The organism is Terrabacter sp. BE26 (assembly GCF_041941675.1).
Lineage (GTDB): Bacteria > Actinomycetota > Actinomycetes > Actinomycetales > Dermatophilaceae > Terrabacter.
Map to the genome: position 1 here is coordinate 3,639,697 of NZ_CP090122.1, position 21,350 is coordinate 3,661,046.

Genomic DNA, 21,350 nt, shown 5'->3' on the forward strand with positions numbered 1-21,350 from the left:
AGACACCGTTGACCGTGCCCAGCCGGAACGGCAGGACGCGCCGCCTCCGAGAGGCCGCGACCCTCGTCCTCGAGGACGGCCGCACCTTCCGCGGGGCCTCCTACGGCGCCGTGGGCGAGACGGTCGGCGAGGCGGTCTTCTCCACCGGCATGACCGGCTACCAGGAGACGCTCACCGACCCGAGCTACCACCGGCAGGTCATCGTCATGACCGCGCCGCACGTCGGCAACACCGGAGTCAACACCGAGGACGACGAGAGCACCCGCATCTGGGTGGCCGGCTACGTCGTGCGCGACCCCGCGATCCGCGCGTCGAACTGGCGCTCCACCCGCGACCTCGAGGACGAGCTCGTCGACCAGGGCGTCGTCGGCATCTGCGATCTCGACACGCGGGCCCTGACCCGCCACCTGCGCGAGCGCGGCGCCATGCGCGTCGGGATCTTCAGCGGCGAGGCCGCCGACCGCCCCGAGGCCGAGCTCCTCGACGCGGTGCGCACGAGCCCCCAGATGGCCGGCTCCGCGCTCGCCGCCGAGGTCAGCACCGACGAGCCGTATGCCGTCCCGGCGGTCGGCGAGAAGCGCCTCACCGTCGCTGCCGTCGACCTCGGGATCAAGGCGATGACCCCGGCCCTGATGGCGCAGCGCGGCATCGAGGTGCACGTGCTGCCCGCGACCGCGACCATCGACGACGTCCTCGCCGTGGGGGAGTCCGGCCCCGACGGGGTCTTCTTCTCCAACGGCCCCGGCGACCCGGCCGCGGCCGAGCACGAGGTGGCGCTGCTGCGTGAGGTGCTCGACCGGCGCATCCCGTTCTTCGGGATCTGCTTCGGCAACCAGCTGCTCGGCCGGGCCCTGGGCTTCGGCACCTACAAGCTGAAGTACGGCCACCGCGGCATCAACCAGCCGGTCATGGACCGCACCACCGGCAAGGTCGAGGTCACCGCGCACAACCACGGCTTCGCCGTGGACGCGCCCCTCGACACGGAGAGCGACACGGCATACGGCCGCGTCCGCGTCTCCCACGTGTGCCTCAACGACGACGTGGTCGAGGGCCTGGAATGCCTTGACCTGCCGGCCTACTCGGTGCAGTACCACCCGGAGGCGGCGGCCGGCCCGCACGACGCCGCCTACCTCTTCGACCGCTTCCTCGAGCTGATGACCGACCGACAGACCGCCCACCAGACCACGGAGGTCAACGCCTGATGCCGAAGAGAAGTGACATCGAGAGCGTCCTCGTCATCGGGTCCGGGCCGATCGTCATCGGCCAGGCCTGCGAGTTCGACTACTCCGGCACCCAGGCGTGCCGCGTGCTGCGCGAGGAGGGCATCCGCGTCATCCTCGTCAACAGCAACCCGGCGACGATCATGACCGACCCCGAGTTCGCCGACGCCACCTACGTCGAGCCGATCACCCCGGAGGTCGTCGAGGCGATCATCGCGAAGGAGCGGCCCGACGCCGTGCTGGCCACCCTGGGCGGCCAGACGGCCCTCAACTGCGCGATCTCGCTGCACGAGAACGGTGTCCTCGAGAAGTACGGCTGCCCGCTCATCGGCGCCAACGTCGAGGCCATCCAGCTCGGCGAGGACCGCGAGGCCTTCAAGGGCGTCGTCGAGCGCTGCGGTGCCGAGTCCGCCCGCTCGATCATCTGCCACTCCATGGACGAGCTGCTCGCCGGCGCCGAGGAGCTCGGCTACCCGGTCGTCGTCCGTCCGTCGTTCACCATGGGTGGCCTCGGCTCGGGCTTCGCCTACGACGAGGCCGACCTGCGGCGCATCGGCGGCCAGGGACTGCAGTACTCCCCGACGACCGAGGTGCTCCTCGAGGAGTCGATCCTCGGCTGGAAGGAGTACGAGCTCGAGGTCATGCGCGACCACGCCGACAACGTCGTGGTCGTCTGCTCCATCGAGAACCTCGACCCGATGGGCGTGCACACCGGCGACTCCATCACCGTCGCCCCGGCGCTGACCCTCACCGACCGCGAGTACCAGCGGCTGCGCGACATCGGCATCGCCGTCATCCGCGAGGTCGGCGTCGAGACCGGCGGCTGCAACATCCAGTTCGCCGTCAACCCGGCCGACGGCCGCATCATCGTCATCGAGATGAACCCCCGCGTGTCCCGCTCGAGCGCTCTGGCATCCAAGGCCACCGGCTTCCCGATCGCCAAGATCGCCGCGAAGATGGCCATCGGCTACACGCTCGACGAGGTGCCCAACGACATCACCCGCGAGACGCCGGCGAGCTTCGAGCCGACCCTCGACTACGTCGTCGTCAAGGTGCCGCGCTTCGCGTTCGAGAAGTTCCCGGCCGCTGACCCGACGCTGACGACGACGATGAAGTCGGTCGGCGAGGCGATGGCGATCGGCCGCAACTTCACCGAAGCCATGCAGAAGGCGCTGCGCTCCCTGGAGAAGAAGGGCGCGAGCTTCCACTGGGACGGCACGATCACCCGGCTGCAGGCCGAGCGGGCGCTCGAGGAGGCCAAGGTCCCGACCGACGGTCGCATCGTCCTCGTGCAGCAGGCCCTGCGCGGCGGGTTCAGCGTCGAGGAGGTCCACGACGCCACCGGCATCGACCCGTGGTTCCTCGACCAGATCGCGCTGCTCAACGACGTCGCCGCGATGCTCGCCGAGGCCGACGAGCTGACGACGGACCTGCTCCGGCTCGCCAAGCGCCACGGCTTCAGCGACGCTCAGGTGGCCTCGATCCGCCGTATGCCGGAGGCCGTCGTGCGCGGGGTGCGCCACGCCCTCGGGGTGCGCCCGGTCTACAAGACGGTCGACACGTGTGCGGCGGAGTTCGCCGCGCGCACGCCCTACCACTACAGCTCCTACGACGAGGAGACCGAGGTCGAGCCGCGGGAGCGGCCGGCGGTCATCATCCTCGGGTCCGGGCCCAACCGGATCGGGCAGGGCGTCGAGTTCGACTACTCCTGCGTGCATGCGTCGTTCTCCTTGCGCGACAAGGGTTTCGACACCGTCATGGTCAACTGCAACCCCGAGACCGTGTCGACCGACTACGACACGAGCAGCCGCCTCTACTTCGAGCCGCTGACGCTCGAGGACGTCCTGGAGGTCATCCACGCCGAGGGCCAGGCGGGCCCGATCGCGGGCGTCATCGTCCAGCTCGGCGGCCAGACGCCGCTCGGACTGGCGCAGGCGCTCGAGGACGCCGGTGTGCCGATCGTCGGCACCTCGCCCGGCGCCATCCACCTCGCCGAGGACCGTGGCGCCTTCGGGCAGGTCCTCGCCAAGGCCGGGCTCATCGCGCCCAAGCACGGGACGGCATACAGCCCCGACGAGGCGCTCGTGATCGCCCGCGAGATCGGCTACCCCGTGCTCGTGCGCCCGTCCTACGTCCTCGGCGGCCGCGGCATGGTCATCGTCTACGACGACGACTCGCTCGTGACCTACATGGAGAAGGCCACCGAGGCATCCCCCGAGCACCCGGTCCTCGTCGACCGCTTCCTCGACGACGCGATCGAGATCGACGTCGACGCCATCTTCGACGGCGAGGACATGTACCTCGGCGGGATCATGGAGCACGTTGAGGAGGCCGGCATCCACTCGGGCGACAGCTCGTGCACGCTGCCGCCGGCGACCCTCGGTGACGGCGAGCTGGAGCGGGTCCGCGTCGCGACGCGCAAGCTCGCCGAGGGCATCGGCGTGCGCGGCCTGATGAACGTCCAGTTCGCCCTGGCCCAGGACATCCTCTACGTCATCGAGGCGAACCCCCGTGCCTCGCGCACGGTGCCGTTCGTCGCGAAGGCGACGGGGGTGCCGATCGCGAGCGCCGCGGCCCGGGTCATGCTGGGCTCCACGATCAAGGAGCTGCGCGAGGAGGGCATGCTGCCGGCCACCGGGGACGGCGGCCGGATGCCCGACCACGCGCCGGTCTCCTGCAAGGAGGCCGTACTGCCCTTCAAGCGCTTCCGCACCAAGGAGGGCGTCGCCGTCGACTCGCTCCTCGGGCCCGAGATGCGCTCGACGGGCGAGGTCATGGGCATCGACGTCGACTTCGGCTCGGCCTTCTCCAAGGCCCAGCAGGGCGGCGGCTCGGCGCTGCCGCGCTCCGGCGCGATCTTCGTGTCGGTCGCCAACCGCGACAAGCGCGCCATGCTCTTCCCGGTCAAGCGCCTCGTCGACCTCGGCTTCACCATCCTCGCGACCAGCGGCACCGCAGCGGTGCTGAAGCGCAACGGCATCGAGGCCACCGTGGTGCGGAAGATCACCGAGCGCGACGGTGACGTCTCGGGGGAGCGGTCGATCGTCGACCTCATCCTCGACGGCACGGTGCAGATGGTCGTCAACACCCCGTCCGGTCAGGACGCCCGCGCCGACGGCTACGCCATCCGCGCCGCGACGACGAGTGCCGACAAGCCGATCATCACGACCATCGCGACGCTCGCGGCAGCGGTGCTCGGCATCGAGGCGGGCCTGACCGAGGAGATCCGGGTCAAGTCCCTGCAGGACCACGCCCGCGACCTCGACCTCTACGGCCGGCGGGAGCCCCTGGCCGCCCCTGCGGGGGTGGGCGCATGACCGAGCGTGCGATGCGTGCGCGGGTGACGCAGGAGGCAGCGGAGGTCATCGCAACCCGTCGGGTCGGCGCGTACCAGCACATCACCCTGGTGGCGCCCGGCATCGCCGAACTCGCCCGCCCGGGCCAGTTCGTCGCGCTCGCCGTCGGCGACGCGACGTGCGGCAACCTGCTGCGCCGCTCGTTCTCGATCCACAGGGTCAGCCCGAGCGGCACCTACGGCGGCACGGTCGAGATCGTCGTCTCCGCCGTCGGGGTCGGCACCCGGTGGATCGTCGAACGCCGGCCTCACGACACCGTCGACGTCGTCGGCCCCCTGGGCAAGGCGTTCCCCCTGCCCACCGAGCCGGTCGCGTGCGTCCTGGTCGGCGGGGGCTACGGCAGCGCGCCGCTCTTCTGGCTCGCCGGCGAGCTGCGCGAGCGCGGCTGCCACGTCGAGATGGTCCTCGGTGCCGCGAGCGAGGACCGCCTCTTCGGGGTCGTCGAGGCACGCCGCAGCTGCGACGGCGTCACCGTCACCACCGACGACGGCTCCGCCGGCCAGCGGGGCTGGGTCAGCGACCCGCTGCCGCAGATCATCGAGCGCACCCGTGCGTCGGTCGTGTACGCGTGTGGCCCCATGGGCATGCTCGAGTCAGTGACGCGGGTGGCTCAGGCCCACGGCGCGGTCGCGCAGGTCGCCGTCGAGGAGTCGATGGCCTGCGGTGTCGGGGTGTGCATGACGTGCGTCATGCCCGTCGTCGGCTCGGACGGCACGACCCGCATGGTCCGCTCGTGCGTCGAGGGTCCCGTCTTCCGCGGCGACCGCGTGCGGTGGGACGCCTTCGAGGGCGGTCATGCCCGTGTCCCCGACGACTGCGTCGGCGCGCCGAAGGTGGGAGGTCACTGATGTCGGAGCTCACACAGCTGTCGCAGGACGTGCCGGGCGGCTCGGACGAGCTCGCCGTCGACATGTCCGTCGACCTCGGTGGCGGCCACCGGCTGCCCAACCCGCTCATGACGGCGTCGGGCTGCGCGGCCAACGGCAAGGAGCTGCACCGCTTCTTCGACGTCGCCGACCTCGGCGCCTTCGTGACGAAGTCGGTGATGGCCGACCCGCGCTCGGGCCGTGGCACCCCGCGCATGGCCGAGACGCCCTCGGGCATGCTCAACTCCATCGGCCTGCAGGGCCCCGGCATCGACGCGTTCGTCGAGGAGGACCTGCCCTGGCTGCAGTCCGTCGGTGCCCGGGTGCTGCCCTCCATCGCGGGAAGCTCGAGCACCGAGTACGCGCAGGTGGCCGCGACGCTGCGCGCCAGCCGGGCCTTCGACTCCGTCGTCGGCGTCGAGGTCAACATCTCGTGCCCCAACGTCGCCAACCGCGGCCTCGTGTTCGCCTGCGACCCACTGGCCTCGGCCAAGGTCATCGCGCTCGTGCGCGAGCAGCTGCCCAGACACATCCCGGTCTTCGCCAAGCTCAGCCCCGACGTCACCGACATCACCGCCATCGCGGCTGCCTGCGTCAAGGCGGGAGCGGACGGCCTGACGATGATCAACACGCTGCTCGGCATGGTCATCGACACCAACCGGCTGCGCCCGCAGCTCGGCGGCGTCACCGGCGGCCTGTCCGGCCCGGGCATCCGGCCGGTGGCCGTGCGCGCCATCTGGCAGGTGCGCCAGGCGATGTTCGAGGGTCGCATCCCGACCGTGCCGATCATCGGCGTCGGGGGGGTGCGCACCGGGCGCGACGCCCTCGAGCTCGTCGCTGCGGGAGCGAGCGCGATCCAGGTGGGGACCGTCGTCTTCAACGACCCCTCCGCCCCGGTCCGGGTGCTGCGTGAGCTGTCCGACCTGCTCGGGGCCTTGGGCTTCGAGCGCTTCACCGACGCCGTCGCCGTGGCCCATGGCAGATGACGGGTCGGGAAGCCGGCACCGGCAGCGCGCCGGCGACGAGCCCACCCACCCCCCGCGACGTGAAGGACACCCGCCGATGAAGGCATTCGGGGCTCGCCTCGAGGAGGCCATGCAGACCCACGGTCCGCTCTGTGCCGGCATCGACCCGCACCGTGGGCTCGTCGAGTCCTGGGGCCTGACCTACGACCTGTCCGGCCTCGAGCGCTTCGCCCTGACCTGTGTCGAGGCGTTCGCCGGCCGCGTCGCGGTGGTCAAGCCACAGTCGGCGTTCTTCGAGGTCTTCGGCAGCCGAGGTGTCGCCGTCCTCGAGCGGGTCCTCACGGAGCTGGGCGAGGCCGGCACGCTGACGATCCTCGACGCGAAGCGCGGCGACATCGGCTCGACGATGACGGCATACGCGGAGGCGTTCCTCGGGAAGGACGCCGTCGCGCCCCCGGACGCGCTGACGGTGAGCCCTTTCCTGGGCTACGAGTCGCTCCGCCCAGCGATCGACCTGGCCCAGCAGACGGGGCGAGGCCTCTTCGTCCTGGCCCTGACGTCGAACCCCGAGGGCGCCGGTGTGCAGCACGCCCTTCGCGAGGGCGAGTCCGTCGCAGGCTCCATCGTGCGCGGAGCGGCGGCCGACAACGCCGACGCCCGCGCACACGGTGGGCTCGGCAGCGTGGGACTGGTCATCGGCGCAACGGTGGGCGCCGCGGTTCGCGACCTCGGCCTCGACCTCGTCGAGGCGGCGACGCCGGTGCTGGCCCCGGGCTTCGGCGCCCAGGGCGGCACGCTGGAGTCGCTGGAGGCGACGTTCGGGGCGGCCCGCCGACAGGTCCTCGCCTCGTCGAGCCGCGAGATCCTCGCCGCCGGTCCCGATCCGGCTCGCCTCGCCGCGCAGGCAGTGCGCGTCGCGGAGTCGCTACCGAGGCCCTGAGTGGTCGTCCCCGGGCGACCGCTCCCACTGCGACGCGCTCACGTCCGCCCAGACCGAGTGGAAGGACGCCGGGGCCCGGTACCCCGCGTTGCGGCGCCCGAGCCCGGATCGCTAGGTTCGGCGAAGACAAGAACGCAGACACCGAGAAGGACGGGGGGCGCACGGCGCTCTCCTACGCATGAGGAGACCGAAGACCGTGGCGCTTCCCCCGCTGACCCCTGAGCAGCGAGCTGCAGCACTCGAGAAGGCTGCAGCTGCACGTCGGGAGCGGGCAGCGGTCAAGAGCCGGCTCAAGTACTCCAGCGGCTCGCTGGCAGAGGTCCTCGAGGACGGCAAGAACGACCCCGTCATCGGCAAGATGAAGGTCACCGAGCTGCTCGAGTCCATGCCGGGCGTCGGCAGGGTGCGGGCCCGGGCGATCATGGACGAGGTCGGCATCGCCGAGTCGCGTCGGGTCCGCGGACTCGGCGCCAACCAGGTCGCAGCCCTGCTGCACCGCTTCGAGACGCCCTGATGTCCACCGACCGCCCCCGGTCCAGCGCGCCCGCTGCCCCGGCGGCCACGCCACCCTCCGCTGCGCTGACCGCCACGCCCACCTCCGCCACACCGGCCCCGCAGGACCTCGGCGGCGTCCAGTCGGGCCGGCTGACCGTCCTCGCGGGCCCGACTGCCGTCGGCAAGGGAACCATCGCCGCCTACGTGCGCACCCACTTCCCGCACGTGTGGTTCTCCGTCTCCATGACGACGCGGCGGCCGCGTCCCGGCGAGGTCGACGGCGTGCACTACCACTTCGTCGACGACCAGGAGTTCGACCGGCTCGTCGCGGCCGGCGAGTTCCTCGAGCACGCCGTCGTGCACGGCGCGGCGAAGTACGGCACCCCCCGCGGCCCGGTCGAGCGGGTCCTCCGCGAGGGACGCGACGCCCTCCTCGAGATCGACCTGCAGGGCGCCCGCCAGGTGCGTGAGACGTGGCCCGACGCCCTCTTCGTCTTCCTCGCCCCGCCGAGCTGGGACGAGCTGGTGCGTCGCCTCGTCGGCCGCGGCACCGAGGACCACGGGGAGCGGGAGCGCCGGTTGGCGACCGCTCGTGAGGAGCTGGCGGCCCAGACGGAATTCGACGAGGTCATCGTCAACGACGATGTTCGTCGCGCGAGCGAAGAACTCGTATCATTGATGAGATCGGGACGCGCCGGCCGGTGAGTCCCGATGTGATGTGTGCCAGAAGACAGGCGACCGCCACGCGGTCGACGTCGCGGCTCGCACCCCACGCCCGCTGAAACCAACGAAACGAGATCACTGTGTCCGGTACCCAGGCTGCTCCCATCGGCATCACCAACCCGCCGATCGACGACCTCCTGACCGCCGCCGACTCGAAGTACGCGCTCGTCATCTACTCCGCCAAGCGCGCCCGCCAGATCAACGCCTACTACTCGCAGCTGCAGGAGGGCCTGCTCGACTACGTCGGCCCGCTCGTCGAGACCGAGGTCCACGAGAAGCCGCTGTCGATCGCCCTGCGTGAGATCAACGAGGGGCTGCTGACCTCCACGCCCACCGAGGCCTGAGCATCTCGAAGGGGTCGGAGCAGCCGATGCGCGTCGTGCTCGGGGTGAGTGGCGGCATCGCCGCCTACAAGGCGTGCTCGCTGCTTCGGCTCTTCACCGAGCACGGGCACGACGTCACCGTCGTGCCCACCGCGTCGGCCCTGCAGTTCGTCGGCGCGCCGACGTGGTCCGCGCTGTCGGGCAAGCCGGTCAGCACGGAGGTGTGGACCTCGGTGCACGAGGTGCCGCACGTGCGCATCGGCCAGGCGGCCGACCTCGTCGTGGTCGCGCCCGCCACGGCCGACCTGCTCGCGAAGGCCGCGCACGGCCTCGCCGACGACCTGCTCACCAACACGCTGCTCACCGCCCGTTGCCCGGTCGCCTTCGCGCCGGCCATGCACACCGAGATGTGGGAGCACGCCGCGACCCAGGCCAACGTCGCCACGCTGCGCTCCCGCGGCGCGCACGTCATCGAGCCCGCGGTGGGCCGCCTCACCGGCAAGGACTCCGGCGCGGGCCGCCTCCCCGAGCCCGAGGAGCTGTATGCCGCGTGCCTCGCGATCGTCGAGGGTGGCGCCCCCGCCCCGGCAGAGGCACTCGTCCGCGACCTCGAGGGCCGGCGCGTCGTCGTGTCGGCCGGGGGCACCCGTGAGCCGCTCGACCCGGTGCGCTACCTCGGCAACCGCTCGTCGGGCAAGCAGGGCCTGGCCATCGCCAGGGCCGCGGCCGAGCGCGGGGCGAAGGTCACGCTCGTCGCGGCCAACGTGTCCCTGCCCATGCCCGACGGCCTCGTCGTCGAGCGGGTCGAGACCACGCTCGAGCTGCAACGCGCCGTCGAGGCGGCAGCCGAGGGCGCGGACGTCGTCGTCATGGCTGCAGCCCCCGCCGACTTCCGGCCGGCGAGCGTGAGCGGCAGCAAGATCAAGAAGTCGTCGGACCCCGAGGCCGGCCTACGGATCGAGCTCGTCGAGAACCCCGACATCGTCCGGGGTCTCGTCGCGGCTCGCGACGCCGGCAGCGCCCGGTCGCCCTTCATCGTCAGCTTCGCCGCCGAGACCGGCGACGCGTACGGCAGCGTCATGGAGCACGCGCGGGCGAAGTTCGCCCGCAAGGGCAGCGACCTGCAGGTCGTCAACCAGGTCGGCACCGACCTGACTTTCGGCAAGGACCACACGACCGTCCACCTGCTGCGCCGGGGGAGCGACGAGGTCACCACCGTCGGGCCGGCGTCCAAGGACGTCGTGGCCGACGCCCTCTGGGACGCCGTCTTGCCGCTCCTTGACTGAGCACTAGACTCTCGGCGCAGCGTGACCGTCGGTCCTCCGGCTCGGCGCGTCCACAGCCACAGCACCTACCGTGCTCCACCCACCCAGTTCCTATCGCTCATCCGAGGCAGGGAGTTCAAGTGTCCGCACGTCTGTTCACATCCGAGTCCGTCACCGAGGGACACCCGGACAAGATCTGCGACCAGATCAGTGACTCGATCCTCGACGCCCTCCTGGCCGACGACCCGCAGGCTCGGGTCGCCGTCGAGACGATGGTGACGACCGGCCTCGTGCACGTGGCCGGCGAGGTGTCCACGACCGCCTACGTCGAGATCCCGAGGATCGTGCGCGAGACGATCCTCGAGGTCGGCTACGACGGCTCCCAGAAGGGCTTCGACGGCCGGACCTGTGGTGTCTCGATCTCCATCGGCGCACAGTCGCCCGACATCGCCCAGGGCGTCGACACCGCGCACGAGCACCGCACCGGCGACGTCGAGGACCTGCTCGACAAGCAGGGCGCCGGCGACCAGGGCCTGATGTTCGGCTACGCCTGCGACGACACGGCGGAGCTGATGCCGCTGCCGATCTTCCTGGCCCACCGCCTCTCCGAGCGCCTGACGCAGGTCCGCAAGAGCGAGGAGCTCGCCTACCTGCGTCCCGACGGCAAGACCCAGGTGACCATCGCCTACGAGGGCGACCGCGCGGTCTCGCTCGACACCGTCGTCCTCTCGACCCAGCACGCGCCCGACGTCTCCCTCGAGGGGATGCTCGAGCCTGACATCAAGGCGCACGTCATCGACCCGGTGCTGGCCGAGCTGCGTGAGGGCGGCAACGACCTCGACGTGAGCAGCTACCGTGCGCTCATCAACCCGACGGGGCGCTTCGAGATCGGCGGCCCCATGGGCGACGCCGGCCTGACCGGGCGCAAGATCATCGTCGACACCTACGGCGGCATGGCCCGCCACGGTGGAGGCGCCTTCTCCGGCAAGGACCCGAGCAAGGTCGACCGGTCGGCCGCGTACGCGATGCGCTGGGTCGCCAAGAACGTCGTGGCCGCGGGTCTCGCCCGCCGCTGCGAGGTCCAGGTCGCCTACGCCATCGGCAAGGCGCAGCCCGTCGGCCTCTACATCGAGACCTTCGGCACCGAGACCGTGCCGGTCGACAAGATCCAGCAGGCGATCGGCGACGTCTTCGACCTGCGCCCGGCGGCGATCGTGGACGCGCTGGACCTGCTGCGCCCGATCTACCGCCCGACGGCCGCCTACGGCCACTTCGGCCGCACCAAGGCCGACGGGGTCGAGAACCCCTTCACGTGGGAGCGCACCGACCGCGTGGAGGAGCTGCGCGCCGCTGTCTCCGGCTGAGGATAGGTTCGCCCCCGTGGGGGACGAGGACATCGAGCAGCGACCGGCCGCAGGGCCGGTCGCTGCCGTCGTCGTGGAGACGCCCCTCGCGCACCTCGACCGCGTCTTCGAGTACGCCGTGCCCGACGAGCTGGCCGCCGACGCCGTGCCGGGTGTTCGGGTCAGGGTGCGGTTCTCCGGGCGCGAGCTCGACGGCTTCGTCGTGGCGCGGCGCGAGCAGCCCCAGCACGACGGCCGGCTGACACCGCTGCGGCGGGTCGTGAGCCCCGAGCCGGTGCTGACCCCCGAGGTCCTCGCGCTGTGCCGCGCCGTCGCCGACCGGTATGCCGGGACGCTGAGCGACGTCCTGCGCCTGGCCGTGCCGAAGCGCCACGCGACCGCGGAGCACAACCTGCCGCTCGAGTGCCCGCCACAGGACGAGGTCACGGCGCCCGCACCCGGGCCCTGGACGGCATACCCGGCCGGCCCGGCGTGGCTGCGACGGCTGGCCGAGGGGGAGGGCCCCGCCGCGGCATGGACGGCGCTGCCGGCCCGCGGCCGGCAGGACGACTGGCCCGAGGCGCTGGCCGTCGCAGCCGCGACAGCGCTGGCCGCGGGTCGCGGCGCTCTGCTCGTCGTGCCCGACCACCGCGACGTCGACCGGCTCGACGCGGCACTGACCGCGCTGCTCGGCAAGGGGCGACACGTGCGCCTCACCGCCGACCAGGGTCCGCAGGCCCGCTACACGGCGTGGCTCAAGGTGCTGCGCGGCCACGCACGCGTCGTCATCGGCACGCGGGCAGCGGCGTTCGCACCTGTCCACGACCTCGGTCTCGTGGCGTGGTGGGACGACGGCGACGACCTGCTGGCAGAGCCTCGCGCTCCCTACCATCACGTCGGGGTCGTGCTCGAGCTGCGCGCCGCCGCGACGGGCGCTGCCTTGCTGGCCGGCGGCCACAGCCGGAGCCTGCGCCTCCAGGTGGGCGTCGAGTCGGGCACGCTCGTGCCCGTGGAGGCCGACGGTGCCGCCCTGCGGGCTGCTGCTCCTCGCGTGACGATCGCCGGCGAGGGCGTCGACGAGGAGCGGGACGGGCCGGCGGCCCGGGCACACATCCCGTCGCGGGCCTGGCGCGTCGCCAAGGACGCCCTCGTCGACGGGCCGGTGCTCGTGCAGGTGCCCCGGCGCGGCTACCTCCCGGCCCTCAGCTGCGCCGAGTGCCGCACCCCGGTGCGGTGCGCCAGGTGCCAGGGGCCGGTCGCCCTCGGCGCCGCAGGGACCGCTCCGACCTGCCGCTGGTGCGGCCTGGCGCTGGCCGGCTCGGGCTTCGAGTGCGCGCACTGCGGTTCCCGTCGCCTGCGCTCCTCGGTGACCGGCGCCCGCCGCACGGCGGAGGAGATCGGCCGGGCGTTCCCGGGGTTCCCGGTCCACACCTCCGGGTCCGGAGAGGTGCTGGCCACGGTGGGGCGTGAGCCGGCCCTCGTGATCGCCACGCCCGGCGCCGAGCCGGTCGCCGACGGCGGCTACACCGCGGTGCTGCTCCTCGACGCCTGGGCGAGCCTCGACCTGCCCGTCCTCGACGCGCCGCTCGAGGCCCTGCGCCGCTGGATGGCAGCGGCAGCCCTCGCCCGGCAGGGGCGTGCGGTCGTCCTCAGCGGGGCGCCCGAAGCCGTTGCACTGCCCGCCGTCGAGGCCCTCGTGCGCTGGGACCCGGCCTGGCTGGCCGCGCGCGAGCTCGAGGAGCGGCGCGAGCTCGGGCTGCCGCCGGCCGTCCGGATGGCCCAGCTGATCGGCGGCCGCCGGCCCCTCGAGGAGGCGCTCGAGCAGGCCGACCTGCCGGCCTGGGCCCAGGTGCTGGGACCCGTGCGGCTCTCGCCGGCGGCGGCCGCGCTGCGCCGCAGCGCCGTCGACACCGACGGCGACCGCGCCCCGGCCGACCACCACGTGCTCGTGCGGGTGCCCCTCGGCGAGACGAACGCGTTGACCCGAGCGCTCTTGGCCCTCAAGGCGTTCCGGTCCGCGCGCAAGGAGGCAGACGCCGTCACGGTGCGGGTCGACCCGCTCGACACCTTCTGACGGCGCGCTGCGGGGGCGTGCTGTCGTGGCGTCGTGACAGAGTGACGGCATGCACGAACGCGAGCTCGACATCGTCCTCTACGGCGCCACCGGATTCGTCGGTGCCCTCACCGCGACGCACGTGGCTCGCAACGCGGCTCCGGAGCTCAGGGTCGCTCTCGCCGGCCGGTCACGTGCGCGGCTGGAGGCGCTGCGTGTCGAGCTGGGGTCGGCCGCTTCCGCCTGGGAGCTGGTGACCGTGGACGCCTCGGATGCAGCGGGGCTCCGTGCACTCGCCGGGCGCACCCGGGTGCTGGCGACCACGGTCGGGCCCTATGCGGTCTACGGCAAGGAGGTCGCCCGGGCCTGCGCCGAGGCGGGCACCCACTACGCCGACCTCACCGGCGAGGTGCTCTTCGTGCGCTGGTCGCTCGACGAGCTCGACGACCGGGCGCGTGAGACCGGGGCCGCCATCGTGCACGCCTGCGGCTTCGACTCCATCCCGTCCGACCTCGGCGTCCTCGTGACCGCCCGACGCGCCGCGGCCGACGGTGAGGGCACGCTCGCCGAGACCACGCTCCTCGTCCGGTCCATGAAGGGCGGCTTCTCCGGCGGCACGGTGGACTCGATGCGGCAGCAGGCGATCACGATGCGCTCCGACCCCGCGGCGCGCCGGGTGGCGGGTGACCCGTACGGCCTCAGCCCTCGCCGCGGCGAGGAGCCGTCCTCCGGTCGTCGCCGCGGCTCCCGCGGCGTGCTGGGGCGACTGCGCCGCCTCGTCCCCGTCGACCGCGACCCCGCCACCGGGCGGTGGACCGGACCCTTCGTCATGGCGTCCTTCAACACCCGCGTCGTCCGACTGTCGAACGCCCTCTCGGAGTGGTCCTACGGTCGCGGGCTGCGCTACCGCGAGGTGACGGACTTCGGCTCCGGGCCCATGTCGCCGGTGATGGCCGGCGGCATGGCCGTGGGTCTCGGCGGCGCCGTGGCCGGGCTGTCGTTCTCACCGACCCGTGCGATCCTCGACCGGTTCCTGCCGGCGCCGGGGGAGGGACCGAGCCCGGAGACCCGGGCGGCCGGCCGCTTCCGCATGGAGATCCACGCCACCACGACGACCGGCGCCCGCTACCGCACGCGCGTCGGCGCAGACTACGACCCGGGCTACGGCGGCACGGCAGTGATGCTCGGCGAGGCGGTCCTGGCCCTGGCGGTGGACGACGGGGTGCCGCATCGCGTCGGGGTCTGCACGCCTGCGACGGCGCTCGGCGAGGACCTCGTCGAACGGCTGCGGGCGCAGGGTTTCACCTTCGACGTCGAACACGCGGGGTAGGACCCAGGAAGGCGGGCGTTCGGCGTACCCCACCAGCTGCGGCACGGCAACCGACCACGAGGCGGGTTGTCATGGGGCCGGCCCGCCGTCGCCCGCGACAAGCCGTCACGTGGCGGGTTGTTGCGGATCCGGCCGGTCGTCCTGGCAGGCAACAACCCACCACGTGGCTGGCTGTCGCGGCGCGGTCAGTCACCGAGCGCGTGACGCTGCGCGGCAAGGGCAAGGTATGCGTGTCGCTCGGTGTCGGCCACCTCGACCGGGCTGATGCCGGCCGGCCACGTCTCGCCGCGCGCGACGTCCTCGGCGGCCCTCAGCCCGACGAGCGCGTCGCGCAGCTCCTCCATCGCGAGGAGCCGGGTGCCACTCGTGGCGGTGCTCGCCCAGCGCGTCGCCACTGTGCATCGTTCGACGGCATGGCGCAGGGTCGCGGCTGCGCGCGGGTGCGCCACGAGCAGCGCGGCCGCCAGCCCCACCGCGATGCCGAGCACGACCCCGGCCAGCCGGTCCCTCACCAGGACGAACGGCGATGACGGCACCACCAGGTCGCTCAGGAGCATGGTCATCGGGGTGATGAACAGCACGCCCAGGGCGTAGTTGCGGCCGAGGAAGAGCTCGATCCCCAGCTGCATCAGCACCACCAGGAGGGCGACCACCAGCGGATCTGGGTGTGCCTGCAGCAGGAGCGCCCCGAGCACCAGTCCTGCGGCCGTGCCCAGACCGCGCTGGAGGCTGCGGTGCCAGGTCATCCGCACGTGGGTCGACTGCAGCACCGCGGCGGCCGACACCGGCGCCCAGTAGGGATGACCCAGCCCGAGCAGCATCGCAGCGGCCGCGGCCACACCGGCGCCAAGCAGCACCCGCCCGGAGCCGACCAGCCGCAGGGCGGCCAGGTGACGACGGTGCTGGCTGCGCACCTGCCGCACGGGGGCCGGCACGGCTGCCCCTTCCTCCACGACGCTCGGCAGGTCGGCGACCCCACCTGAGCCACCTGCGGAACCGAGGCAGCCGACCTCAGCGAGCAGCTCACGCGCCCGCGCGGTGGATTCGGGCTCCCCTGGCGCCAGCACTGCGTCGGTGAGCAACGCCTCGGCGCGACCAGGCGCCGCAGCAGCGGCTGGGCCACCGCGGGTGGCGCGGCCGCGGCGAAGCGCTCTGCACGCCGCAGTGCCGACTGCGCGGCGTGCCAGTCCCGGGCGGCGGCGTCCTCACCCAGGCGCAGCACCTGGGCCGTCGCCTGGAGCGCAGTGGCCGTCGCCCGGAGCTCCGGCGCCCGTGGGGCGAGCAGGGCCCCGGCCATCGCCACGCACCACGCGACCGCCGCACCACCGCAGGCCAGCAACGAGCGTGCGACCACGTCGTGGGGTTGCGCGGGCACCTGCGTGGATGCGGCGAAGGCGAACACGAACATCCAGGCACCCGGCGCCCCGATCGCCGCCGCGTCGCAGGCCCAGGTCGCGGCAGCCGCGGCAGCCGCGACCGCCAGCGCCCACCACCAGCGATCCAGCACCATGCCACCGGCGCTGCCGAGCGCGACCGCCGCGACGAATCCCGCCCCCACGGCGGCCAGGGTCCGGGCGCGCAGCCGATAGGGCCGGTCGGCGGCATACAGGCCGGTGAAGGCCCCGAAGGCAGCGAACACGGCCGCCTGGGGCCGCCCCGCCAGGACCAGCCCCACCAGGGGCAGCCCCAGCGCCAGGGCCGACAGGACTGCCGCTCCCAGTCGGGCGCTTCGGGGCTGGACCACCAGCGCCGCCGGCCACCGGCGAGGTGCTCGCTGCACCCCACCGCTGCCGTCCCGCACGAGAACGAAGTATGCCGGGCTGCCCGACCACCGCTGACGGCGCATCCCCCAGCGTGGGGGAGCGGGGAGCGGGGGGGCGGGGGCAGCACCCGGGACCAGCCCGCGGCGGTGGGTGAGCGCACGAGAGCCGAACTTTCCAGACCTACGAGGGGCGGCAGCCGCCGGCTCGACGGGGGCCCGAGCTTCGACTCACTGGCGTTACCCCGCACGCGGGCGGCGGCTCAGACCGACTCGACCACCAGCATCCGTCCGCGCACCTCACCGGCCGACAGCAGCGAGCCCATCCGGTTCGACTGCTCCTCGGCCACCTGCCAGCGCGGGTCTTCCCCGTGGCGGCGCTCGAGCTCGGCATGCACCGTGCTCGTCACCTCCTCCCAGTCGGCGGGGAACGCGGCGAAGTGGTCGGTCCAGCTGCTGCTCACCACCCGCAGCGATGCCCCGTCGAGCATGGCCTCGAGGGCCTCGACAGTGGGGAAGTCGTTGCCCTCCGGCTGCTCGAGACGCAGCGTCCCTGGGTGGGCGGCGCAGTAGACGATCAGTCCGAAGCGTGCGCCGGGGCGCAGCACCCGCCGCAGCTCGGCGAGGTATGCCGGCTGGTCGTCGACCGTGCACAGCACCCCGAGGCTCCAGCCCGCTCCGATGGCGCCCGAAGCGATCGGCAGCTGGGTGCCCGCCTGCAGCGCCGGCAGCCCGAACAGGGTCTGGGCGGCTCGGCACGCCCCGGGCTCCGGCTCAGTGAGCACGGGGCGTGCGCCTGTCTCCCGCGCCGCGAACGCCGCCGGTCCGCCGACGCCGGCGCCGGCGTCGAGGAAGACCTCGCCCGCTTCCGGCGCCAGATGGTCGAGCAGCCAGTGCAGGGCGCCGGGGCTGCCGCTGCCCCGGCAGCCCGCCGGGATGCGCTGGTCCGGGTCGAGTCCGGAGACCACGTCGGCGGTCCACGCCGCGACCGTGTCGAACTCGGCATCCATGGAGTCCATGTCGTCCGTGGAGTTCATCTCGTCCTTGGGGTCCGTCGGATCCGCGGGGCTGGTGGGGCTGCTCACGGTCGTACTCCTCGCGCTTCCCGGACGCGGCGTCCGATCTCGGCCTGGATCTCGGCCGCAGCCTGCACGCCGTCGGCCGAGGCGAGGCCGGAGAGGTTCACCCCGGCCACGCCGTGCATACCCAGCAGCAGGACCGCCTCGTCCACCGCTGCCGCGATGCCGGCCTCGACCGGGTCGTCGGCCGTCAGCACGCGCTCGCGGCGCTCCGCTGCGATCTGCAGACCCGGCAGGGCGGCCAACGCGTCCGCCGACCGCTGGTCGGTGAACACGACGACCGAGGCGATCACCGGCATCTGCAGCCCGGCCGCGCGCGCCGCGTCGAGGAACTCGTCGAGCTCCGCCGCGGTGGGCACGTGGTTGAGGGCTCCCACCCGGGCGCCGGCCGCCTGCTTGTGCACCAGCCGCCTCGGCCGCAGCGCCACCGGGCGGGCGGTCGGCGTCTCTGCCACCGCGACAGGCAGGCCGAGCGCGGCGGCGAGGGCGGCCAACCGCGTCCCGTCGAGGTCGAAGGCCTGGGTCGCGTCGGGGCGCACGTCGTAGGCGCGGCCGTCACCGGTGACGCACAGCACGGTGGCGAGCCCGTCCAGTGCCAGGGCGCGAAGCTCCTGCTCGAGGGCGACCCGGTTGCGGTCCCGACAGGCCAGCGTCACCCAGGGCTGCGCGCCGGCGTCCGCGATGAGCCGGGCGAGGGTGCTGGGCGGGAAGTCGATGCGGTCCTGGTGGTCACCCACCAGCACGGCGTCGCAGCTCCCGGCGAGCAGCCGGGCGGTGGACTGCAGAGTGGCCGCATCGGCCGGAGGCACGCTCAGGTCGGTCAGGATCGTGGGCGGCCGCCAGGCGGATCGGGACGGCTCCACGGGCCGGTCGCCCGCCACCGCGTCCGGATCGCCGACCGGCGCAACCGGGGAAGCCGGGGCGATCGGGAGACCGCCCGGCTCGTCGAAGACGCACGGCGCCGGAAGCATCTCGCACGTCCCGTCGTCGTGGACGCCGCCGCACGGCCCGAAGACCATCCGCTTGGGACAGCCCGGCACCCGCTCCTGAGAGACCTCCACGGGGCCCAGACTGTCAGCAGGCCCTGACGGCCGCGACCGCGCCGACCCGGCAGGGTCGCACACGTCCCTTGCCAGCCACCCCCAAAGGACCCCTTGACGGTCAGGCGAGCGGGGCGGCATACTCCCAAACATGTCTTTGGAGGACGAGCGGATCAGCGAGCTGCGTGCCACCGCGCACCCGCTGCGGCTGCAGATGCTCTCGCTGCTGACCGGTGCCGAGCTGAGCGCCGCCGAGGTCGCTCGCGAGCTGGGCGTCAGCCAGGCCAACGCGAGCTACCACCTGCGCCTGCTGCACGCCGCGGGGCTGCTCGAGGTGGCCGGGGAGGAGACCGTGCGCGGGGGCCGGGCCAAGAAGTACCGGCACCGCTGGGATGCCGAACCTCCCCGGGGTGCCCGGGCGGCGAGCGAGGATGACAGGCTCGCGTATGCCCGTGTCCTGGCCGACGCGATCCCGCGCCGCTATGCCGAGCGCGAACGTGGGGCGGGGTCGGCCAGGAGCCAGCTCACCGACGCCGAGCTGTGGGTGGAGCCCGAGGTGTGGGAGCGGGTCTTCGACCTCGTCACCGAGGCGAGCCGGCTGCTCCACGCGCGCGCCCGCCCGCCGCGTACGGAGGGCACCGTCCGCGCCAACCTGTCCGTCGCGGCGTTCCGCATGGCCAACGAGAAGGACGGGACCCGATGAAGGCCAAGGAGTCGCTCGGCGCCCTGTCGGACCGCCGGTTCGCGTGGTACTTCACGGCGCGGACGGTCTCGACCGCCGGCTCCGTCATGGTCCCGGTGGCGCTCGCCTTCGCGGTCCTGCACATCGACCAGTCGGCCGGCGCACTCGCGCAGGTGCTCGGCGTGCGGACCCTCACGATGGTCGTCTTCCTCCTCGTCGGCGGCGTCGTCGCCGACCGGTTCTCCCGCATCGTCGTGCTGCAGGTCTCCCACGTGCTCACCTGCCTCACCCAGGCGTCGGCGGCGGTCCTCATCGTCACCGGGCACGGGACGCTGACCCAGCTGACCGTCATCGAGGGCGTCAACGGCGCGGTGTCGGCCTTCACGATGCCCGCGATGATGGGGATCGTCCCCCTCGTCGTCGAACGGCGCCGCCTCCAGCAGGCCAACGCGCTGCTGTCGTTCAGCCGCAGCGGCCTCGCCGTCGCCGGCCCCGCCGTCGCGGGCCTGCTCGTCGTCGGCGTCGGTCCCGGGTGGGCGCTCGCCGTCGACGCGCTGACGTATGCCGTCGCGATCGTCTGCCTCTCGCGCGTCGGTCTGCCGCGCCGCACCTCCGACGCGGGCGTGGAGCGTCACTCGATGCTGCGAGAGCTGCGAGAGGGTTGGGGCGAGTTCACCCGGCGCGAGTGGCTGTGGGTCGTCGTCCTCGCCTTCGGCCTGACGAACGCCATCCACTCCGGAGTGATCGGTGTGCTCGGGCCGCTGGTCGCGACGTCGAGCCCCTCCATCGGCGAGGCGGGGTGGGGGGTGGTCCTCAGCGCCGAGGCCGTCGGCACCGTGCTCATGACGTTGCTGATGCTGCGGCTCCGGCTCCGGCACCCCCTGCGCGCCGGGATGCTCGCCATCTGCGTCCTCGCCGTGCCGATGGTTCTGCTCGGCGCTGCGCCCGCACTCGTGCCGGTGGCCGTCGGCTTCCTCCTCGCCGGGGCGGCGGTCGAGGTCTTCGGCGTCGGCTGGAGCACCGCCCTGCACGAGCACGTGCCGGTCGGCGTGCTCTCGCGGGTCTCGAGCTACGACGCGCTGGGCTCGTTCGTCGCCATCCCGATCGGCACCTTCCTCTACGGGTGGCTCGCCACGGTCGCCGACACCGAGACCCTGATGCTCGTCAGCGCCGCCGTCTACGTCGCGATCTCGCTCGCCGCGCTGCTGTCCCGGTCGGTGCGCGACCTCGCGAGCACGGTCGAGGACCCGGTGGAGGTGAAGGACCCGGTGGAGGTGGCCCGGGCAGACGGCGCGGACGCCGGAGACGCTGCACGGTCCTAGACTGGCGGCGCCCACCACCGCCCTTCCCCATCCCTGGAGACCAGTGTCGATCAAGGACATCCGACTCTTCGGTGACCCCGTCCTGCGCACCGCCGCGGCTGAGGTGACCGACTTCGACAAGCAGCTGCGCGTGCTGGTCAAGGACCTCGAGGACACCATGCTGGACGCGCCCGGGGTGGGGCTGGCAGCACCGCAGATCGGGGTGGGCCTGCGCGTCTTCACATACTGGGTCGACGGCGTGCTCGGGCACCTCGTCAACCCGGTGCTCGACCTGTCGGACGACGAGCAGGAGGGCCCCGAGGGCTGCCTGTCGATCCCCGGTCTCGCCTTCGACACCAAGCGGGCCCTGTCCCTGGTGGCAAAGGGGCAGGACATGTGGGGTGAGCCCGTCGAGCTCGAGGGCACGTCCCTGCTGGCCCGCTGCGTCCAGCACGAGACCGACCACCTCGACGGGATCCTCTTCGTCGACCGGCTCGACACGCAGGCGCGCCGCGAGGCGATGCGCGCCATCCGCGAGGCCGAGTGGTTCGCCGACAACCCGCCGGAGGTGCGGATCAGCCCGCACTCGACCTTCGGCCGGGCGATGTGA

The 21,350-nt window shown here is 73.0% G+C and carries 19 protein-coding genes; 16 read left to right on the forward strand and 3 right to left on the reverse strand.

What is annotated here, in order from left to right:
- Window positions 1–8: 8 nt before the first annotated feature.
- The 12 genes from carA (at window position 9) to LQK93_RS16650 (ending at window position 14,879) form a co-directional block, all read left to right on the forward strand.
- Window positions 9–1,202, forward strand: coding sequence for a glutamine-hydrolyzing carbamoyl-phosphate synthase small subunit (gene carA, locus LQK93_RS16595; RefSeq protein WP_374971530.1), 1,194 nt, complete (start codon window positions 9–11; stop codon window positions 1,200–1,202).
- On the forward strand, window positions 1,202–4,537 hold the full coding sequence (gene carB, locus LQK93_RS16600; protein ID WP_374968872.1) for a carbamoyl-phosphate synthase large subunit: 3,336 nt from the start codon (window positions 1,202–1,204) through the stop codon (window positions 4,535–4,537). Before carA ends, carB begins: the two co-directional genes overlap by 1 nt.
- Window positions 4,534–5,424 (forward strand): dihydroorotate dehydrogenase electron transfer subunit, encoded by an 891-nt coding sequence (locus tag LQK93_RS16605; protein ID WP_374968873.1) that lies wholly within the window; start codon window positions 4,534–4,536, stop codon window positions 5,422–5,424. Before carB ends, LQK93_RS16605 begins: the two co-directional genes overlap by 4 nt.
- Entirely contained in the window at window positions 5,424–6,428 is a 1,005-nt protein-coding gene (locus tag LQK93_RS16610) for a dihydroorotate dehydrogenase (protein ID WP_374968874.1), read from the forward strand. The genes LQK93_RS16605 and LQK93_RS16610 overlap by 1 nt, the downstream gene beginning before the upstream one ends.
- 76 nt (window positions 6,429–6,504) lie before the next feature.
- On the forward strand, window positions 6,505–7,347 hold the full coding sequence (pyrF, locus tag LQK93_RS16615; RefSeq protein ID WP_374968875.1) for an orotidine-5'-phosphate decarboxylase: 843 nt from the start codon (window positions 6,505–6,507) through the stop codon (window positions 7,345–7,347).
- Window positions 7,348–7,543: 196 nt separating this feature from the next.
- The gene (mihF, locus tag LQK93_RS16620; protein ID WP_374968876.1) at window positions 7,544–7,861 is read left to right on the forward strand and encodes an integration host factor, actinobacterial type; all 318 of its coding nucleotides are present in this window, start codon (window positions 7,544–7,546) and stop codon (window positions 7,859–7,861) included.
- On the forward strand, window positions 7,861–8,547 hold the full coding sequence (gene gmk / locus LQK93_RS16625) for a guanylate kinase (RefSeq protein WP_374968877.1): 687 nt from the start codon (window positions 7,861–7,863) through the stop codon (window positions 8,545–8,547). Before mihF ends, gmk begins: the two co-directional genes overlap by 1 nt.
- Before the next feature lie 98 nt (window positions 8,548–8,645).
- A complete protein-coding gene (rpoZ, locus tag LQK93_RS16630) occupies window positions 8,646–8,909 on the forward strand; it encodes a DNA-directed RNA polymerase subunit omega (protein ID WP_020143994.1) in 264 nt (87 codons plus the stop codon).
- A 26-nt stretch (window positions 8,910–8,935) separates the two neighbouring features.
- A complete protein-coding gene (coaBC, locus tag LQK93_RS16635; RefSeq protein WP_374968878.1) occupies window positions 8,936–10,174 on the forward strand; it encodes a bifunctional phosphopantothenoylcysteine decarboxylase/phosphopantothenate--cysteine ligase CoaBC in 1,239 nt (412 codons plus the stop codon).
- Between the two features lie 119 nt (window positions 10,175–10,293).
- A complete protein-coding gene (gene metK, locus LQK93_RS16640; RefSeq protein ID WP_374968879.1) occupies window positions 10,294–11,517 on the forward strand; it encodes a methionine adenosyltransferase in 1,224 nt (407 codons plus the stop codon).
- Window positions 11,518–11,533: 16 nt separating this feature from the next.
- A complete protein-coding gene (locus LQK93_RS16645; protein WP_374968880.1) occupies window positions 11,534–13,570 on the forward strand; it encodes a primosomal protein N' in 2,037 nt (678 codons plus the stop codon).
- A gap of 49 nt (window positions 13,571–13,619) precedes the next feature.
- Entirely contained in the window at window positions 13,620–14,879 is a 1,260-nt protein-coding gene (locus LQK93_RS16650; protein WP_374968881.1) for a saccharopine dehydrogenase family protein, read from the forward strand.
- 185 nt (window positions 14,880–15,064) lie between these two features.
- On the opposite strand, the gene LQK93_RS16655 is transcribed toward LQK93_RS16650, so the two are convergent.
- The gene (locus LQK93_RS16655; RefSeq protein WP_374968882.1) at window positions 15,065–15,814 is read right to left on the reverse strand and encodes an FUSC family protein; all 750 of its coding nucleotides are present in this window, start codon (window positions 15,812–15,814) and stop codon (window positions 15,065–15,067) included.
- A 309-nt stretch (window positions 15,815–16,123) separates the two neighbouring features.
- Here LQK93_RS16655 and LQK93_RS16660 point away from each other — a divergent pair, with 309 nt between their 5' ends.
- Window positions 16,124–16,468, forward strand: a complete 345-nt coding sequence (locus LQK93_RS16660; protein ID WP_374968883.1) for a hypothetical protein — start codon at window positions 16,124–16,126, stop codon at window positions 16,466–16,468.
- A gap of 433 nt (window positions 16,469–16,901) precedes the next feature.
- Here LQK93_RS16660 and LQK93_RS16665 read toward each other — a convergent pair whose 3' ends face one another.
- Both LQK93_RS16665 and LQK93_RS16670 read right to left on the reverse strand, forming a co-directional pair.
- Window positions 16,902–17,723, reverse strand: coding sequence for a methyltransferase domain-containing protein (locus tag LQK93_RS16665; protein WP_374968884.1), 822 nt, complete (start codon window positions 17,721–17,723; stop codon window positions 16,902–16,904).
- Complete coding sequence (locus tag LQK93_RS16670) at window positions 17,720–18,778, reverse strand: methylenetetrahydrofolate reductase (protein ID WP_374968885.1); 1,059 nt, start codon at window positions 18,776–18,778, stop codon at window positions 17,720–17,722. Before LQK93_RS16670 ends, LQK93_RS16665 begins: the two co-directional genes overlap by 4 nt.
- Window positions 18,779–18,908: 130 nt before the next feature.
- On the opposite strand from LQK93_RS16670, the gene LQK93_RS16675 reads away from it, so the two are divergent.
- The 3 genes from LQK93_RS16675 to def are packed head-to-tail and all read left to right on the forward strand — an operon-like array spanning window position 18,909 to window position 21,350.
- Window positions 18,909–19,460: an ArsR/SmtB family transcription factor gene (locus LQK93_RS16675; RefSeq protein ID WP_374968886.1), complete on the forward strand. Its 552-nt coding sequence runs from the start codon at window positions 18,909–18,911 to the stop codon at window positions 19,458–19,460.
- A complete protein-coding gene (locus tag LQK93_RS16680) occupies window positions 19,457–20,761 on the forward strand; it encodes an MFS transporter (protein WP_374968887.1) in 1,305 nt (434 codons plus the stop codon). Before LQK93_RS16675 ends, LQK93_RS16680 begins: the two co-directional genes overlap by 4 nt.
- A gap of 43 nt (window positions 20,762–20,804) precedes the next feature.
- Window positions 20,805–21,350, forward strand: a complete 546-nt coding sequence (gene def / locus LQK93_RS16685) for a peptide deformylase (protein ID WP_374968888.1) — start codon at window positions 20,805–20,807, stop codon at window positions 21,348–21,350.

Coding starts and splice junctions, on each gene's coding strand:
- LQK93_RS16675 (WP_374968886.1), top strand. CDS start 18,909: ATGTCTTTGGAGGACGAGCGGATCAGCGAGCTGCGTGCCACCGCGCAC.
- coaBC (WP_374968878.1), top strand. CDS start 8,936: ATGCGCGTCGTGCTCGGGGTGAGTGGCGGCATCGCCGCCTACAAGGCG.
- LQK93_RS16650 (WP_374968881.1), top strand. CDS start 13,620: ATGCACGAACGCGAGCTCGACATCGTCCTCTACGGCGCCACCGGATTC.
- LQK93_RS16680 (WP_374968887.1), top strand. CDS start 19,457: ATGAAGGCCAAGGAGTCGCTCGGCGCCCTGTCGGACCGCCGGTTCGCG.
- gmk (WP_374968877.1), top strand. CDS start 7,861: ATGTCCACCGACCGCCCCCGGTCCAGCGCGCCCGCTGCCCCGGCGGCC.
- LQK93_RS16610 (WP_374968874.1), top strand. CDS start 5,424: ATGTCGGAGCTCACACAGCTGTCGCAGGACGTGCCGGGCGGCTCGGAC.
- LQK93_RS16605 (WP_374968873.1), top strand. CDS start 4,534: ATGACCGAGCGTGCGATGCGTGCGCGGGTGACGCAGGAGGCAGCGGAG.
- carB (WP_374968872.1), top strand. CDS start 1,202: ATGCCGAAGAGAAGTGACATCGAGAGCGTCCTCGTCATCGGGTCCGGG.
- pyrF (WP_374968875.1), top strand. CDS start 6,505: ATGAAGGCATTCGGGGCTCGCCTCGAGGAGGCCATGCAGACCCACGGT.